The sequence below is a fragment of the Sporosarcina saromensis genome, assembly GCF_054901285.1.
Genome location: NZ_CM142738.1, coordinates 824,482 through 840,840 on the forward strand (window position 1 = coordinate 824,482; position 16,359 = coordinate 840,840).

At 43.2% G+C, this 16,359-nt stretch carries 17 protein-coding genes; 8 read left to right on the top strand and 9 right to left on the bottom strand.

Translation table 11 applies throughout. From position 1 onward, the window contains the following. Positions 1-16 precede the first annotated feature (16 nt). On the top strand, positions 17-358 hold the full coding sequence (locus ACVHUV_RS03960) for a thioredoxin family protein (protein ID WP_317943362.1): 342 nt from the start codon (positions 17-19) through the stop codon (positions 356-358). A 112-nt stretch (positions 359-470) separates the two neighbouring features. Beyond that, entirely contained in the window at positions 471-1,079 is a 609-nt protein-coding gene (locus ACVHUV_RS03965; protein ID WP_462086190.1) for a class I SAM-dependent methyltransferase, read from the top strand. Between the two features lie 261 nt (positions 1,080-1,340). Here ACVHUV_RS03965 and ACVHUV_RS03970 read toward each other — a convergent pair whose 3' ends face one another. Both ACVHUV_RS03970 and ACVHUV_RS03975 read right to left on the bottom strand, forming a co-directional pair. After that, entirely contained in the window at positions 1,341-3,278 is a 1,938-nt protein-coding gene (locus ACVHUV_RS03970) for a GTP-binding protein (RefSeq protein WP_462086191.1), read from the bottom strand. A 13-nt stretch (positions 3,279-3,291) separates the two neighbouring features. After that, positions 3,292-4,602, bottom strand: a complete 1,311-nt coding sequence (locus ACVHUV_RS03975) for a uracil/xanthine transporter (RefSeq protein ID WP_462086192.1) — start codon at positions 4,600-4,602, stop codon at positions 3,292-3,294. Between the two features lie 438 nt (positions 4,603-5,040). Here ACVHUV_RS03975 and ACVHUV_RS03980 point away from each other — a divergent pair, with 438 nt between their 5' ends. Then, on the top strand, positions 5,041-6,264 hold the full coding sequence (locus ACVHUV_RS03980) for an MFS transporter (protein WP_462086852.1): 1,224 nt from the start codon (positions 5,041-5,043) through the stop codon (positions 6,262-6,264). Positions 6,265-6,357: 93 nt separating this feature from the next. Here the strand turns inward: ACVHUV_RS03980 and ACVHUV_RS03985 are convergent, their stop codons facing one another. Together ACVHUV_RS03985 and ACVHUV_RS03990 are read right to left on the bottom strand one after the other, a co-directional pair. Next, entirely contained in the window at positions 6,358-6,588 is a 231-nt protein-coding gene (locus ACVHUV_RS03985; RefSeq protein WP_371390698.1) for a hypothetical protein, read from the bottom strand. A gap of 78 nt (positions 6,589-6,666) precedes the next feature. Continuing rightward, positions 6,667-7,296, bottom strand: coding sequence for a CBS domain-containing protein (locus ACVHUV_RS03990; RefSeq protein ID WP_462086193.1), 630 nt, complete (start codon positions 7,294-7,296; stop codon positions 6,667-6,669). Positions 7,297-7,474: 178 nt separating this feature from the next. Here ACVHUV_RS03990 and ACVHUV_RS03995 point away from each other — a divergent pair, with 178 nt between their 5' ends. After that, complete coding sequence (locus tag ACVHUV_RS03995; protein ID WP_317943373.1) at positions 7,475-8,113, top strand: LytTR family DNA-binding domain-containing protein; 639 nt, start codon at positions 7,475-7,477, stop codon at positions 8,111-8,113. A gap of 136 nt (positions 8,114-8,249) precedes the next feature. After that, positions 8,250-9,761 (top strand): succinyl-CoA:acetate CoA-transferase ScpC, encoded by a 1,512-nt coding sequence (gene scpC, locus ACVHUV_RS04000; RefSeq protein ID WP_462086194.1) that lies wholly within the window; start codon positions 8,250-8,252, stop codon positions 9,759-9,761. 89 nt (positions 9,762-9,850) lie between these two features. Here the strand turns inward: scpC and mgtE are convergent, their stop codons facing one another. Beyond that, positions 9,851-11,209 carry a magnesium transporter gene (mgtE, locus tag ACVHUV_RS04005; RefSeq protein ID WP_462086195.1) on the bottom strand — a complete coding sequence of 453 codons (1,359 nt, stop codon included), beginning with the start codon at positions 11,207-11,209 and terminating at the stop codon, positions 9,851-9,853. Between the two features lie 210 nt (positions 11,210-11,419). Here mgtE and ACVHUV_RS04010 point away from each other — a divergent pair, with 210 nt between their 5' ends. From ACVHUV_RS04010 to ACVHUV_RS04020, 3 genes are all read left to right on the top strand, one after another. Beyond that, positions 11,420-12,235, top strand: a complete 816-nt coding sequence (locus tag ACVHUV_RS04010) for a transporter substrate-binding domain-containing protein (protein ID WP_317943377.1) — start codon at positions 11,420-11,422, stop codon at positions 12,233-12,235. A 70-nt stretch (positions 12,236-12,305) separates the two neighbouring features. Beyond that, a complete protein-coding gene (locus ACVHUV_RS04015) occupies positions 12,306-12,938 on the top strand; it encodes an amino acid ABC transporter permease (RefSeq protein WP_462086853.1) in 633 nt (210 codons plus the stop codon). Between the two features lie 15 nt (positions 12,939-12,953). Then, positions 12,954-13,679, top strand: coding sequence for an amino acid ABC transporter ATP-binding protein (locus ACVHUV_RS04020; protein WP_317943378.1), 726 nt, complete (start codon positions 12,954-12,956; stop codon positions 13,677-13,679). A gap of 55 nt (positions 13,680-13,734) precedes the next feature. Here ACVHUV_RS04020 and ACVHUV_RS04025 read toward each other — a convergent pair whose 3' ends face one another. From ACVHUV_RS04025 to ACVHUV_RS04040, 4 genes are all read right to left on the bottom strand, one after another. Next, positions 13,735-14,046: a type II toxin-antitoxin system RelE/ParE family toxin gene (locus ACVHUV_RS04025; protein WP_462086196.1), complete on the bottom strand. Its 312-nt coding sequence runs from the start codon at positions 14,044-14,046 to the stop codon at positions 13,735-13,737. Continuing rightward, positions 14,036-14,299 carry a type II toxin-antitoxin system Phd/YefM family antitoxin gene (locus tag ACVHUV_RS04030; protein ID WP_371390691.1) on the bottom strand — a complete coding sequence of 88 codons (264 nt, stop codon included), beginning with the start codon at positions 14,297-14,299 and terminating at the stop codon, positions 14,036-14,038. The genes ACVHUV_RS04025 and ACVHUV_RS04030 overlap by 11 nt, the downstream gene beginning before the upstream one ends. 313 nt (positions 14,300-14,612) lie before the next feature. Beyond that, positions 14,613-15,785, bottom strand: coding sequence for a methyl-accepting chemotaxis protein (locus ACVHUV_RS04035; RefSeq protein WP_462086854.1), 1,173 nt, complete (start codon positions 15,783-15,785; stop codon positions 14,613-14,615). A 4-nt stretch (positions 15,786-15,789) separates the two neighbouring features. Then, positions 15,790-16,308: a CHASE3 domain-containing protein gene (locus ACVHUV_RS04040; RefSeq protein ID WP_462086197.1), complete on the bottom strand. Its 519-nt coding sequence runs from the start codon at positions 16,306-16,308 to the stop codon at positions 15,790-15,792. Positions 16,309-16,359: the final 51 nt, after the last annotated feature.

A 16,359-nucleotide genomic window follows, 5' to 3' on the forward strand; every position in this document is an offset into this window, starting at 1 on the left:
TAAGGGGGAAAACGAAATGTCATTCGTACAAACAGTTACTAAAGATGATTTCCAAAAAGAAGTGTTAGAATGTGAACTACCAGTATTCGTCGATTTCTTCACAGATGAGTGCGGTCCATGCCAAGCATTCGAACCAGTTCTTGAAGACGTTGCTGAGGAATTAGAAGGTAAAATAAAGTTCGTAAAACATTGGGTAACATACGAAGACTACGAAGCGAAATCAAATCCAGTGCAAATTAAATACGATATTAGTGCTTTTCCTTCTTTATATTTGTTCAATAAAGGGGAAGTCGTTAAAACCTATATCGGTTATTTGAATCGTCAAGACTTCCTTGATTTCTTGGCAGAAGTTCTGTAAGACAATCCACACGGTTTTCCTTGTTCACATTGGGAAAACCGTGTTTTTTTATGCTTGTTTTTCGCACATCTACTCACGTACAATAGAGCAACAACAGAACGGAGGAATACCGGTGACAGAGAAAACATGCGACAATTTACTCCGCATAAAAACAGCAGGTACATTGGAGTTATTGAACCAATCCCCTCATTATAATCGCTATGAAGCAACGCCCTATGAAGCTTTAGACGAACTCTTTACCGAGTATACAATACAATCGACAGACGGATTTGTCGATTTTGGCTGTGGAAAAGCAAGAGTTTCCTTTTACGTCCATCATCACTTTCAAGCATCCGTAACCGGCATCGAGATGAACGGCCAACTGTACCAGGATGCTATTGAAAACCTCGTCCACTATCGACGAAAAAACAAACGAAGTGGCGGTTCAATCCGTTTTGAACGCTGCTACGCAGAAGCCTATGACATAAGTGCGACTGAAAATCGCTTCTACTTTTTCAATCCATTTTCCATTCAAATCTTTATGAAAGTAATCGGAAATATTCTGCTGTCAGCTGAGCGGAATGAACGAGGCGTCGATGTCATTCTGTATTACCCGACAAGCGAATACGTCCAGTTCATTGAACACCAAACCCCGTTTACGTTATGGAAGGAAGTACGCGTCCGTCAACTGTATGAGAAGAACGAAAACGAACGCTTTTTAATCTATCGGTTAGGAGAATGAATCGCGTATAGCGGTTCGCTCCGTGCTCGAAGCAGTTCTTCTCGTGCCAAAAGCGTTACGTCCCGCGCCCACACCGGATCGCCCCAAACGAAGCACTCTTTCATTTTTGTACTTCTATCAATCACTTTCTCGCATCTATCGATCATTTCACGAGTTCTATCAATCACTTTCACAATTCTATCAACCATTTTAGCGCTTTAGACCGACACACACTCTCCGCGTTCTCACCTAAAAAAAGAAGCCTCCGAGGAGACTTCCTTTTTACAACAAGTGCATTGCTGCTTCTGCCTCATCCCACGGCACAGGGTAGCCTTTGCCTTTCGCGCAAAAAATTGAGGTTGACGTGTATTCGGGATCGGCGTCTTTGTTATACCCAATCGCTTCAATGACTTCTTCCGTATTATGGCACTCGTCATACCCGCCGAATTGTAGCGTCAACGCACCTTTTCCGTTTGTGAAGGAGGCGAACGTCGTGCTGTAGTTCATGAACGTTGCAACAGGAACGCGCCCAGTAATGACGGTTTTCGCACCGATCATCTCAGGCGGTTCAAAACTGCCGGACGCTTGCTGGATATCTGAAAGGATGCGACCAATATGCTCCGTATCCACTTTAATCTTCACATCATAATACGGCTCAAGCAGAATGTTATCGGCCTTTTCGAGTCCTTGACGAAGCGCGCGGAATGTCGCTTCTCTAAAATCCCCGCCAGACGTATGTTCAATATGACCTCTACCTGTCAGCAACGTAAATGTCACATCCGTTAACGCCGAGCCGGTCAATAAACCGTGATGTGGCCGTTCAAACAAATGACTTCGTACTAAATTCTGATGCCCGATGGATAAATCATTTGCATGACAAGCATTCACAAAAGCAATGCCGCTATTTCGCATCGAGGGCTCCATTTTCAGATGGACTTCTGCGTAATGCTTCAACGGCTCGAAATGCCCGTAACCCGTAACCGTTGAACGGATCGTCTCTTTGTACAAGATTTTCGGGTCACCGAAAGAAACATCGAATTGGAAGCGATCCATGACAATCTGCTTCAGCACTTCAAGTTGAATGACGCCCATTACATGCACGTGGATTTCTTGAACGTGCTCATCCCAACCCACATGTAGCGAAGGGTCCTCCGCATCAAGCATCATAAAGCTACGAAGTACTTCTTTTACATGGATTGAAGAATCGAAAATCACCTTTGCCTTCAACGTTGGTAGTAAGTCGAACGTCGATTTCTCCGTCAGTGCACCAATTGGATCTCCTGCAGCTGCTTCGGATATCCCCATCACCGCAACAATCTCGCCTGCTTGTGCTGAATCTCTCGAGTCATATTTCGTGCCATTGTAAGAGCGAATTTGCGTAATCTTCTCGACCGTATCTCCATACGTCACTTCATCGCGGACGCGCAACTCGCCTTGCAAAACCTTTACAAACGTGATCCGATGCCCGTTCTCATCATGCCTGATTTTGTAGACACGTGCTGCAAATTCATCGTTATTCGCGTACATCGTCGTTGAAAGTCGATCGAAGCGTTCGAGAAACTCCATCACGCCAATATCCTTCAATGCTGATCCCAATCCATAGGGAAAGACTTCACAGTCGCGAATCATCCGTGTCAATGCATCCAGCCAAACATCAAAATCATATGCACCTTCCATATAGCGTTCAAGCAATGCTTCATCGCGTTCCGCAATAAATTCTATGAGTGTTTCCGTCATGTCGTCTGCTGTCAGTTCAGCTATATTGAATACGTTGTCAGATAAACTGCCTTTCACTTCATTCACAACAGTAGCTGCATCGACACCTTCCCGGTCAATTTTATTCAAAAAGAAGAACGTTGGCACACGATGTTTTTGCAACAGTTGCCACACCGTTTCCGTATGCCCCTCGACGCCATCTGCTGCACTAATGATGATAATTGCATAATCCATCACTTGGATGGCGCGTTCCATCTCAGGGGAGAAATCGACGTGCCCTGGTGTATCGATTAGGGTATACGTCGTACCGTTAAACGTGAAGTTCGCTTGATCCGCAAACACCGTAATGCCACGATTTCGTTCAATTGAATGACTATCAAGGAACGCATCCTGATGATCGACACGACCCCGTTTTCGTATGCTTTGTGTATGAAAAAGAAGTTGTTCAGAGAATGTTGTTTTACCCGCATCGACATGCGCCACAACTCCGATTGTTTTGTACATAGTGCACCTCAATTTATTTCTTTATTGCCAAGCGAGGAATTCGCGGGCCGAACCAATAGAACAATTCCATTAGGAGTACCGCCAGAATGCCCATTAGCAAGCCGTTGGAGAGCAACGGTTGCAGGAGCTCAGGGAGTTCAGAAAAGACTTCTATTGGCACCATCATAATCGATAAGCCGACTAAACTCGGCAACGCAACTCGGTATATTGTTTTCGGATCAAACGAAAGCCCCTCGACATTCCGCAAAGCTGAGCGGAATAACTGCAAGTACGCGACGAACAAAACCGTATTGCCCACGCTTGGTGGAATTGTCGAGAAAAATGCGGTCAGATCGGGCATGAGACCAAGGAAGACGAACAATGCAGATCCTATGAAAAACGGTGCCCGCTCACGAATACCTGTCGATTGCAGAAACCCTAACGATGACGCGTAAGGTGCGTATGGGACAAGTCCAAGCATCCCTGCGATTGTCGTGAAAATACCTGTGATGAAAAAGGAAGAACGGTATTGAAACCGCGTCGTCTCCTTTTCAAATATATCTTCGGCTCCCTTCAACGTAGCGACAGAATTCGTCGTATTCAACAGCCCGGTCACTGTCACCGTAATGACAATGCCCCATTCAAGCGTCGGATTTCCCAACGGAAACCAAGTGCGGAATGGCGTTGTGTGAATCGCCTCGACAGTTTCTCCAGGGAACAGCAGCGCGGCGGCGCACCAACCGACCACCATACCAATCAGTAGATTCATACTGCTTAAAATACGGTTCCCTTTGACATGAACGAGGATCGTGAACGCGGCTAAGGTGAATGAAAAGATCGTCATGCGTAAATCAATGACGTCCCCTGTACTAAGTCCAACCATTCCTTTTAAGAAAATCGAGATTAATTGATTGGCTAACAGTAAGAGAAAGACGAACATGACAGCAGGCGTAAACCACTTTTTCAATATCTCTGCAATGCCGAGCAACCCAAAAACCGCAACGAGTGCTCCGGAAAGCATCGCTCCAACAGCAATACTTCCTCCAACAGCCGTCAGCTCAAGCCCCATTGCACTCGCCGTACTCGCTAAGCTTAAAATGACGCCCCACCATAAACCCGATTGCCCTTCCATCAAAGCAAGACGATGACCGATGAAGCCTTGTAAAATACACGCAACGCCCGTCACAATAAAGGAGCGCTGAATGGCAGAAACAATTTCAACCTGATCCATTTCAAACGCTGCGCCGACCGATATCGGAATGACAACCGTATTGGCAAATAGAAAAAACAACCACTGAAACCCTGCCAACATCGTCACCGACAACCGCATTTTCTTCGCCTCCACCCAATCTCCCCCATCCGACCAACGAACCTAATTTACGCGCAACTATAACATAAAATGGAGGGAAAAGGAAGATGATGGCGGTGTGATGGTGAGGGGGTGTGGGCGGCAACGCAAAGCGGTCGCATCGCAACGCTCGCGCCGTAACACAACATAAACGCTTTGCAACACAACGTAAGCATTTCGTATCACAACATAAAGCGGTCGTATCGCAACGCTCGCGCCGCAACACAACATAAACGCTTTGTAACACAACGTAATCGTCTTGTAACACAACATAAAGTGGTCGCATCGCAACGCCCACCCCTCTATGTTAATGAATAGTAATAATTTGCAAGTTTCACTACTGTTTCTCTGAGAATAATTGTACACTTACTAGTAAGAGAGAAAGGGGTGGGTTGAGTGAAAAAGAGGAAGTATACGAAAACGGAAAATAGCTGGATGTTTTACGACTGGGGGAACTCTGCATATTCAATCATTATTACGACGGCTATATTCCCGATATTCTTTAAATCTGTTGCAACGGACGCGGGCATTGAGTCGAATATGTCCACTGCTTATTTAGGGTATACGGTGGCAATCGCAACATTCATTTTGGCGATGATTGGGCCGATTTTAGGGACGATTGCGGATTACAGAGGATTGAAGAAGAAATTTTTCTTCGCATTTTTCTTTATTGGATCAGCTTCTACCGTGTCGCTAGCTTTTGTACCAGAAGGTTCCTGGTTACCGTTATTAATTATTTATGTAATTACATCTATCGGTTTCCATGGGGCGAATATTTTCTATGATGCTTTTTTAGTTGACGTTACATCGGAAGAGAAGATGAATGAAGTATCGGCACGTGGATTCGGATTAGGGTACATCGGTAGTGTCATTCCATTCGTCATTAGTATCGCGATTATTTTATTGTCGGAAAAAGGTGTGATTCCTCTTCCGATGGCCATTGCTACTAAACTGGCATTTGTCATTACAGGGATATGGTGGTTTACATTCACCATTCCAATGTTGAGAAATGTAGTACAAGTGTATGCGATTGAGCGTGAGCCGAATATAATTGCAGGGAGTTTTAGACGTTTAGGCAATACATTTAAGGAAATTAGGAAGTATCGGACCGTTTTCATTTTCCTACTCGCCTATTTCTTTTATATTGATGGCGTAGGAACAATCATTAGCATGTCCACTGCATATGGGACAGATTTAGGTATTGGGGCGACGGATTTATTAATCGTTTTATTAGTTACACAAATAGTGGCTGCACCATTCTCGATTATTTACGGGAAATTGGCACATAAGTTTTCAATAAAGACGATGTTGTACGTGGGGATTTTTGTATACATTGTCATTTGTATATACGCGTTTTTCTTATCGACAACGCTAGACTTCTGGATTCTCGCCATGCTTGTGGCTACTTCACAAGGTGGTATTCAAGCACTAAGTCGATCCTATTTTGCACAGCTCGTACCAAAAGAAAAATCTAATGAATTCTTTGGTTTTTATAATATTTTTGGTAAGTTTGCGTCTGTAATGGGACCGTTATTAGTAGGAGTTACAGCACAAATGACGGGAAGTTCCGCATACGGGGTATTCAGTCTCGTTATCCTGTTCATCATCGGTGGACTATTACTTCGAATGGTACCTAAACCAGAGAGTCAACTGGTTTAAGGTAGAAATTAATAGTCTTGATAGGTTGGGACGAAATTTCGTTGGTTCAAGCGCTTTAAGCAACGGTTTTGTCCCAACCACATATGTAATTTATTAATGTACTTCCTTATCCGTAAAACGTAATACATTTGTTGCTACAGACAGTACGTCCTCATCATTAAAAATGATATAAGCTTTTCCTCCACTATATTTTTCATTTTCAAATTCACCAAGTACTTTTACATAACCTTTTTCAAAAAAATAAATTCGTTCCTGATCGTGCTCATCAACGGCAGTTAAGTCATTGATGAGAAAGGCGATTCGTGGATTATGATAAAATTGCATTACATTCTCTCCTGCGTTTTATTCACGATATTAACCTAAAAAAACTGCTTCCGAGTCAATCGGAAGCAGTCTTCTCCATTACTTAAAACCAATTCGGTGCATTTGTAAAATACGGAAACCGTTCTTTTCTAGTTTGTCGCGCATTTTTTTCATCTCTTCATCGGATTTTCCATCTTCTAATGTGAGAACGACCCTTCTTGCGAGTGCTGACCCGTTATCCAATGTCAGCATCCCTTCAATATTTTCATCTTTTAAGGTTGTTGTCAGTTTGCGGATCATTCCACGTGCTTCCGTTGACGCGAGGGTGATATTGATGCCACCTGTTTTTAATCCAAACGCATCTTCTAGTACACTTTCAATCTTGTTATGTGTAATGATGCCGAGTAATTTCCCGTTCTCCACAACGCTAATGAATGGCAATGCTTTAATCTTCAACAATGCGCTTAAGAAAGAAGCATCTTCGGCAAGATAGATGTCTTGGTGTTTCAGCAAATGGTTGATAGAATGGGAGTCGTCCCCTTTTTCTTCATACAGGTACGACAACAGGTCGACTTTATAAATCATCCCTTTGTAGTTGTCTTCATCATCTACCGCAGGGATGCAACGAAAACCCGTTTCGTTAATTTTAGCGAGCGTTTCAGCTGCGCTTTGATCGGCCTTTACGGTTGCTACTGCTAATCTTTCTACGATTAAATCTCGAATGTGCATTGTAACTCCCCCTCATTAACTGGAATTTCAGTGTTGTTATAATATTTTGTATTGAATTGACTTTCATTATAATGGAAAAGTTAATAGAAGTACATGAAAACTTCTTCTAGAAGCGTTTACGTACAAAAATGTGTTTATTTGGATAGTAGTTATTCATCAAAAAGGAGTAGTATTCGTTATGTTAAATCTAGATTCTCTATTAAATGTCGTTGGAGAATTGTTTGCAGATGAAATTTCAATTGTCGTGTCGAACACGAAAGAATATATGTATTACCGTCCGAGCAAGCGGATTGATTTGAAAATTAAACCAGGTGACCCTGTAAAAGAAGGTACGATTGCGCACAAAGCGTTGTCGGAAGGGCAGAAAGTATCCGAATTTATTCACCGTGATGTATTTGGGGTGCCTTATCACGGCATGGCGGTTCCATTTTATGACGATGGGGTACTCGATGGTTGTGTCGTTGCCATTTACCCTGCATATACGGAAGGGAAGTCGGTCGTCACCGTAAAAACAATGGACGGATGGATACCGATTCCGTTTTCCGAAGTGAAATACATGGAAGTCCGAGATCGCAAAACAGTTGTTGTGTCTGATCGTATAACTGGTACCCATAAAAATTCGTTACAAAACTTCGAGTTTGTATTGCCACATGAGCAGTTCATTCGATGTCATCGGTCTTTCATTGTTAACGTCAATCATATCTCGGCAATTTACCCAGATACGCATTCGACGTTCATGCTATCAATGAACGACGGGACGAAAATCCCGGTTAGTCAGTCCTACTCGAGCTACTTTCGAAAGCTATTAGGTTTCTAGTAATCGAAAATCTTCTGCTTTAACCATTGCATGAACCGTTCCAATCAAAAATCTTCTGTTGTATTCAATAAACCCCCTTTCATGCTGCTGGATGCGATACGATTATCTAAAAGTTATGAAAAGGGGTAGTTGTTGAATGGGTACAGATATGAATCGCATCAGGATTGAAAAGCTAAGAGATGTCGTCGTGTCTCCTGAAGAGGCTGCGTCTTGGATTAAAGACGGTATGACGCTAGGTCTAAGTGGTTTCACACGTGCGGGCGACGCGAAAGCGGTTCCAATGGCGCTCGTGAAACGTGCAGAAACTGAGAAATTCAAAGTGAATGTATTTACTGGCGCTTCATTAGGCTCAAATATCGATAAATTGTTTGCGGAAGCAGGCATCATCAATAAGCGATTGCCGTTCCAGGCAGAAAAAGCGATGCGTAACGAGATTAATAACGGCGGTCTCCTGTTCGTCGATCATCATTTATCACATACAGCTGAATGGATTCGTACGGGTGTAACGGACTCGATTGACTTTGCGATTTTGGAAGCGGTTTCAGTTACAGAGGATGGTATGATCATTCCTTCAACGTCTGTCGGGAACTCTTACTCGTTTGCGAAGCACGCAAAAAACATCATTATTGAAATAAATACAGCACATACGACGCAATGGGAAGGTGTGCATGACCTTTACGACCCGGGCGTACAAGGTGAACGGAATCCGATCCCGCTCACAAAAGTGGATGATCGTATTGGAACAATTGGTATCCCAATCGATATCGCTAAGGTAAAGGGGATCGTATTTACGCACCAACAAGATTCTGCCTCTACCATTACACAACCTGATCATGACACGGAAGTGATGGCCGAGCATTTACTGTCCTTCCTCCGCTCGGAAGTGGAAGCAGGGAGATTAACGAATCATTTGGCGCCTCTTCAATCAGGCATCGGCTCGCAAGCGAATGCTGTGCTTCACGGTTTATTGAATTCGGAATTCGAAGACCTCGAAGTGTATTCGGAAGTGTTGCAAGACGCCGTTTTTGACTTAATTGACGCAGGGAAAATCCGATCCGCGTCTTGTGCATCGATTACATTGTCGCAGGAGAAAATGGAAAAGGTGTTCAATAACTTAGACCGGTATCGTGATAAATTAATTATGCGACCACAAGAAATTTCCAACCATCCGGAAATTATTCGTCGTCTCGGTTTAATTTCAATTAATACAGCATTGGAACTCGATATTTATGGCAATGTCAATTCGACACATGTGACGGGTACAAAAATGATGAACGGCATTGGCGGTTCAGGTGACTTCGCTAGAAATGCCCGCCTAGCAATTTTCGTAACGAAATCGATTGCCAAAAACGGTGATATTTCCAGTGTCGTTCCTTTTGTCTCACACGTAGACCATACCGAGCATGATGTCGACGTTATCGTCACGGAACATGGCTATGCAGACTTACGAGGACTTGCGCCAAGGGAACGCGTCGGACTCATCATCGGTAACTGTGCACACCCGATGTACCGTGAACAGTTATGGGCCTACTACCATGAAGCATTGGAGAGAGGCGGCCACACGCCACACGTTCTTGAAAAAGCGTTCGCATGGCACACAAACCTCCAACAACACGGCACAATGCTTCAAAAAGTAGAAACTCGATAAAAGTACAAGGAATTCCGGAAAACCGGAAAAATGGGGACAGGCACCTGCACAATTCCGCTAATTCGGAATTGTGTCGGTGCCTGTCCTTTTTACATGAGTTTTTCGATGAAGAGGGTGGCGATGCCGAAATAGATGAGTAGGGATAGGATGTCATTAATCGTCGTAATGAGGGGGCCTGATGCGACGGCCGGGTCGACGTTGAATCGGTTTAGGATTAATGGAATGATTGTACCGGCGAGTGTGCCGATGATTAATGTTGCGATAAGTGATGCGCCGACGACGAGTCCGAGTGTGAAGCTGCCTTGCCAAATGTAGGCGATGATGGAAATGACGGCACCGCAAATAATACCGAGCATGATGCCGACGAGGAGCTCCCGGAGTATGAGCTTGACGGTCTTTTTCGTAGTCAGCTCCTCTTTCACAAGCCCGCGTACGACGACGGCGAGTGATTGGGTGCCGGTATTGCCGGTCATTCCTGCAATCATCGGCATGAAAAAGGCAAGTGCGACGACTGCTTCAAGTGTCGCTTCGAATTTAGCGATGATACTGCCGGAAACAAGTCCGATAAAGAGCAGTAGCACAAGCCATGGTAATCGTTTATAAGTTGCGACGAACGGTTTTGTATGGAAGTCGATTTCCTTCCCTGAAGCGAAAAGCATTTCAATGTCCTCGTTTGCTTCGCGCATGACAATGTCAAGTACGTCGTCAGCAGTGATGATACCGACAAGAATCCCCTCATCGTTGACGACGGGGACAGATAGAAAATCGTGGCTGCCGATCATCTTTGCAACTTCACTCTGTTTCGTCAATTCGTGGACTTTATATATATCTGTTGTCATTACATCGGCAATCGAACAGGGCAAATCGCATAACAGCAAATCGCGGTACGAAGCAACGCCAATCAAACGCTTCTGATCATCAATGACATAGACATAATTCAAGAAATCAGCGTATTTCTTGAAATGCTTCAACTTGGCAATCGTCTTTTCTACTGAATAGGACTGGTGAACCCAAACGTATTGGTCAATCATTGCCCGTCCTGCGGATTTCTTCGGATACTTCATCTTTTTCCGGATTGCTTTCTTTCCTTCAGCCCGCATTTCAGCGATTAACCGCTCCACTTCCTTTTCAGGCAAGTCCGTTAGTAACAATGCCACATCATCACTTTTCATAACATCCAACAGTTCCGTAGCGCGCAAAGGGCCGATGATTTTTAATACTTCAAGTTGCGCAGTTTTTGATAAGTTTTCAAGCAGTGCAACGAGTTCATCGATGTGCAACCATTCTAAAAACAGGGGCTTGCGTTTTTTCGGGAGTGCTCTGTAATGCATGGCTAGTTCATAAGGGGAAAGCTCCTGAATGATTTTTTTGAACGTATCTGGTTGTCCTTCTTTTACTGTATGGATGATTGCTCGTAAAATTTGTTCTTCGCTTTTTACACGTTCCATAAGGATAAAAGTCACCGCCTTTTACATACATATCAAGAATTTCACATACAATTAACAACTTGCTTTCTCCTTATTCCCTAGATTCCTAGATACAAACGAAATAAGATTCTTTTAGAAAAATTATGTTTATTGTAGAAAAAGCAGGGTAAGTGAGTTAGTGAGCCAAAAAAAAGTTGGGGTGAAAGCCGGCTGGGAAAGGGAGTTTGTTAGATGGGAAAATTGAAAACGCTATTATTCTTACTAATGGCAACGATGCTCGTGTTGGCAGCATGTGGGGAGGACAAGAATAATGCTGCAGGTGACAATGAATACGGGCTTGTGAAGAAAGGGAAATTGACTTACGCGGCAAGTGGGGTATATAAGCCGTTCAACTTTGAAGAGAATGGTGAATTGACGGGTTTTGACATGGAAATCGGGGCGGCAATTGCTGAAAAGATGGGCCTTGAACCTAATCCGGTGACCAACCCATTCGAAACGATTCTTCAAGGACTTGTGGCTAATAAATACGACGCGATTATCGGGTCGATGGCTTATACGAAGGAACGTGCCAAACAAGCGGCATTCACGGAACCCTACTATTATTCAGGTGGCATGATTTGGGTCGCGAAAGATAACAATGATATTAAATCACCAGAAGATTTGAAGGGGAAGAAAATTGGCGTAGTCTCTCAATCTACGTATGAAGAGCCTGCAAAAACGTTATCCGATGACATCCAATATTACGCAAGTGATGTCGTCGCGTTGCAAGATCTGACAATCGAGAACCGTTTAGATGCCGTCATTACAGCAGATATCGTTGGTTTTGAGGCAATCGACAATGGATTTGCGATTAAGGAAGTTGGAAATCCGCTGTGGGTAGAACAACCATCGATTGCGGTGAAGAAGGATAACGAAAAGCTCCGTGACGCGATTGACAAAGCGCTTCAAGAAATTATCGATGACGGTACTTATGATGAAATCTCGAAAAAGTGGTTCGATCGCAATCTATTGGACATCGATTTGGAAGATGCGGAGTTGTTGGAATGAGTGCGGATTCTGGTAGAGGAAGAGGGAATGCTGAGTGCCTGACATATTTGTAAAATTAACTGATGTATTTATGAGTACGTATGAAGGTTTCTTAAAAGCGGTACTCGTTACGTTGGAAGTTACAGCTGTTGCGATAGTGTTGGGTACGCTGTTTGGGATCGTCTTTGGGTTAATGAAGATTTCGAAGTCTAAAATCTTGCAGACGATTGCCAATTTGTATATTACGATAATCCGTGGTACGCCGCTGATTGTGCAGATCATGTTTTTATATTTCGGGATTACGTCAATTGTCGTTCTGTCGAATTTCTGGGCGGGAGCAATTGCGCTAGGGGTTCATAATGGTGCGTACATTGCCGAGATTTTCAGAGGTGCCATTCAAGGCATCGATCGCGGGCAACGTGAAGCGAGTCTTGCACTTGGTATGAACCGGACACAAGCGATGCGACGGATCATTTTTCCGCAAGCGTTGCGTCGCGCAATTCCACCGCTCGGAAACCAATTCATCATTACATTGAAAGATTCGTCGTTAGTGTATTTGATCGGGGTTTCCGAACTGTTCGGACGGGCTAACAGGGCTGCCGCTTCTAATTTCATGCAGTTTGAGACGTTCCTTGTCGTCGGTATGTATTATCTAGTGCTCGTCCTCATCTTCACATGGTTGTTGCGGTTGTATGAGAACAAGTTGAATGTGGATGGATCGTAATGGGGAGGAATTCAGATGATTAAAACGACGGATTTGCATAAGTCCTTTGATAGATTGGAAGTGTTGAAGGGAATCGATGTGGACATTCAACGAGGAGAAGTGGTCGTCCTCGTTGGGGTGAGCGGTTCCGGGAAAAGTACGTTGCTCCGCTGCTTGAATTTCCTTGAAGTGGCGGAAACAGGGACGATAACGATTGACGGCCGTGCAATTGATAGGAAGAAGGATGATTTGTCAAAAGTGCGTGCAGAAGTCGGGATGGTATTCCAGCATTTTAATTTGTTCCCGCATAAGACGGTACTTGAGAATATTATGGAAGCGCCGTTAATTGTTAAAAATGAAAGTAAGGCAAAAGCGAAGCAACTGGCGCTTGAGTTGCTGGAAAAAGTCGGGCTGTCCGACAAGGCGAATGTCTATCCGAGCAAATTATCCGGTGGACAGAAGCAACGTGTTGCTATCGCACGGGCACTTGCGATGGAGCCAAAGGCACTTCTATTTGATGAACCGACGTCCGCACTCGATCCAGAATTGGTCGGGGAAGTGCTTCAGGTAATGAAAGACCTTGCAGACGAAGGCATGACAATGGTCGTCGTGACGCATGAGATGAAATTTGCCAAAGAAGTCGCTGACCGGATTATTATGCTCGATGAAGGACGAATCATTGAAGATGCCGATCCTGATACGTTCTTTAATCGTTCCACAAATGAGCGAACGAAACAGTTTTTAGAGATGGTGAATGTGTAAACGAACAGAATGACAAAAGCAGCTTCCTATTTAAAGAGGGGAGGCTGCTTTTCATTCATAAAAATTCGTTGTAGTTTCTTCGTGAATAAAGTATTCGCATCACAATGACTCTCTTATCTTTTTCAATAACAGTATAAAAGATGCTATAGCTTCCCACAACTAGCTTCCTGTAGCCTTTTAGTTGAAGTAGTTCATCTTTCATAAGACTGTAGGCGCATGGAAAATCTTGTAGGCCCAGTATTGAATTTTCGATTCTGTTAAGCAAATCAATCGCTGCTTTATTTGCAACGAGTTGACTGGAGATATAATAATAAATAGCGTCTAAATCAGCAGTAGCTTTCTTTGTGATTTGTACATCATAGCGCATGCTTATTTCTCAACTTGGAGAATACATTTTCCGCGCTTTGTAGAGGCTCTCCGTTTTGCACTTCTATCTCGGCCTCTAAAAGTTTTTGATGTATGTCAATCCGATTAAGTTGCTGTTCATACGTATCCATGCTCATGATGACTAGATCACCATATCCGTTTTTTGTAATGAATACAGGTTCTTGAATGGAGTGACATAGTTCAGAAATCTCCGTTGTATTTCGTAAGTCTTTAATGGGTCTAATTTCAGGCATAGGTTCCCATCCTTTCTTGTGGTATTGTGACATAATTATAGCATATATATGTACGTCATTATGAATTGTTCGGTGATAAAAGTAACAAACCAGCTTCCTATTCCATCAAAGGATGCTACTTTTCAATTAATAACGCCACCAGTGAAGTATTCATAATTATTACTTACACCCATGAAATGCTCTTCCCATGTACCCAATCAGGCACTGAACTTGGTTTGCAGATGGAATACAAAAATAGGAAACCGCATGCAAACGAGTGAGAAAAACACTCTTTGCATGCGGTCTATACGTTTTGCTATCGTAGTTCGTTTTTTTACAACTTAAATTGACGCACCAAACTGTTAAGCTCCTCAGATAGTTTAGCGAGTTCAGCTGAACTGTTTGCTACTTCTTCCATTGAGCTTGCAGATTGTTGAACAGAAGCGGAAGTTTGCTCCACGCCAGCGGCTGATTCTTCAGAAACCGCAGCGATTTCGTCTATGGTTGTATTAATAACAGTTGTGCTTCCGACGATTTCATTCAAGTTGTGACCGACCGACTTAATGTTGGCGTCCATCTCAGAAACGGCTGCACGAATTTGATTGAACGTCTCTTCTGTAGACTTAATCTGTTCTGTCCCTTGTTCTACTTCTTTATAGCCTTCGGCAAGTCCGCTCGATACGCTTCTTGTTTCACCTTGAATGCGATCAACAATACTGGAAATGTCGGTAACCGAGTGGGAGACTTGCTCCGCTAAACTCCGTACTTCATCCGCCACGACTGCGAATCCACGTCCGTGTTCACCAGCTCTTGCTGCCTCGATGGCTGCATTCAATGCTAGCAAGTTCGTTTGCGCTGCAATGTCATTGATGACGGTCACTAATTTAGTGATTTCTTGTGATTGGACATCTAATCCTTCTACCTTTTGTACGGATTCTTGAACGAGTTGATTGATTTTCGCCATTTGGGTTGCGGATGAAGCCATTTTTTCTGCACCATCAGTTGTCATATGGATGACGTCAGTAGAATACTTCTGAACGGCAATACCGTTCTCGTTAGTTTCTGTCACTTTCGCTGCAAATGTGTCCATGATGGAAACAAGATTACTCGTACTCGTTGCCTGTGTTTCTGTTCCTGTAGCGAGCTCTTGCATCGTCATTGCAATTTGATTGGAACCTGCTTTCACTTCGTTAGATGACTGCGTCAATTCTTCACTATGTGCCAACACGGTGTTAGACACTTCATGAATTCGGTTGTGAATTGTATGCATTTTTACTTGCATATCATTTGTGGCTTGGACAAGTTGTCCCACTTCATCTTCTGACTTGGTAACGAGAAGTTCTTGGCTAATGTCTCCATTCGCAATTAACTTCATTCGATAAGCAAAGAAGTTAATAGGTTTTGAAATGACACGTGCTGTTAGCAGGGCAATTAGAATAGAAATAATGGTAACGAAACAAGAGAATATAACACCATTGCGTATTGCCGCTGATCCTTCAGAAATGATTTGGTCACTCTTTTTTTTTCATGGCTTCATGACTTTCATTCGAAAGTTTTTCAAAACCAGCGTGTATTTCTTTGCTTTCATTACTTAGTGCAATTGAGTTCTGTATGGCTAATTGTTTTTTTCCTTTGTCATACACATCAAAGACATCTGTTTTAATGCTGTTGCGCCATGCTTCTGTTCGCTTAATCAATGCCTCGAATTCTTCATTTGAATCAATACTTCGAATCGTCTCTTCATAGTCCATTGCAAGAGTAGTATAGTCCTCGAAAACGCCTTTGAGGGGAGCACTTCCGGATAATAAATAGCCTCTCACTGCTCCAAGTCGTATTGGAAATGAAGCCGATACTTTATCGTATGCGGTTAATAGCTGCAATTCCTCGTTCACCATTTGCTCAATCTCTTTATTTACTTTTTTATTCGTATAGTAAATGAAAGAGCTATAGATTGCAGTGAAAATAATGGAAACTGCAAAACCCAATAGGATTTTCTTTCGAATGCTGTCTAATCTTATAAACTTCTTCAAGTTGCACACCTCTTCTAGTTGATTAGTAGAAATTATACCTTATGAACTAGT

Excerpts from the sequence above, each read along its gene's own strand:
- ACVHUV_RS03985 (WP_371390698.1), bottom strand. The coding sequence starts at position 6,588 with ATGCAATTTTATCATAATCCACGAATCGCCTTTCTCATCAATGACTTA.
- ACVHUV_RS03980 (WP_462086852.1), top strand. The coding sequence starts at position 5,041 with ATGTTTTACGACTGGGGGAACTCTGCATATTCAATCATTATTACGACG.
- scpC (WP_462086194.1), top strand. The coding sequence starts at position 8,250 with ATGGGTACAGATATGAATCGCATCAGGATTGAAAAGCTAAGAGATGTC.
- ACVHUV_RS03990 (WP_462086193.1), bottom strand. The coding sequence starts at position 7,296 with ATGCACATTCGAGATTTAATCGTAGAAAGATTAGCAGTAGCAACCGTA.
- ACVHUV_RS04020 (WP_317943378.1), top strand. The coding sequence starts at position 12,954 with ATGATTAAAACGACGGATTTGCATAAGTCCTTTGATAGATTGGAAGTG.
- ACVHUV_RS03995 (WP_317943373.1), top strand. The coding sequence starts at position 7,475 with ATGTTAAATCTAGATTCTCTATTAAATGTCGTTGGAGAATTGTTTGCA.
- ACVHUV_RS04030 (WP_371390691.1), bottom strand. The coding sequence starts at position 14,299 with ATGCCTGAAATTAGACCCATTAAAGACTTACGAAATACAACGGAGATT.
- ACVHUV_RS03970 (WP_462086191.1), bottom strand. The coding sequence starts at position 3,278 with ATGTACAAAACAATCGGAGTTGTGGCGCATGTCGATGCGGGTAAAACA.
- ACVHUV_RS04010 (WP_317943377.1), top strand. The coding sequence starts at position 11,420 with ATGGGAAAATTGAAAACGCTATTATTCTTACTAATGGCAACGATGCTC.
- ACVHUV_RS04015 (WP_462086853.1), top strand. The coding sequence starts at position 12,306 with ATGAGTACGTATGAAGGTTTCTTAAAAGCGGTACTCGTTACGTTGGAA.
- ACVHUV_RS03960 (WP_317943362.1), top strand. The coding sequence starts at position 17 with ATGTCATTCGTACAAACAGTTACTAAAGATGATTTCCAAAAAGAAGTG.
- mgtE (WP_462086195.1), bottom strand. The coding sequence starts at position 11,209 with ATGGAACGTGTAAAAAGCGAAGAACAAATTTTACGAGCAATCATCCAT.
- ACVHUV_RS04025 (WP_462086196.1), bottom strand. The coding sequence starts at position 14,046 with ATGCGCTATGATGTACAAATCACAAAGAAAGCTACTGCTGATTTAGAC.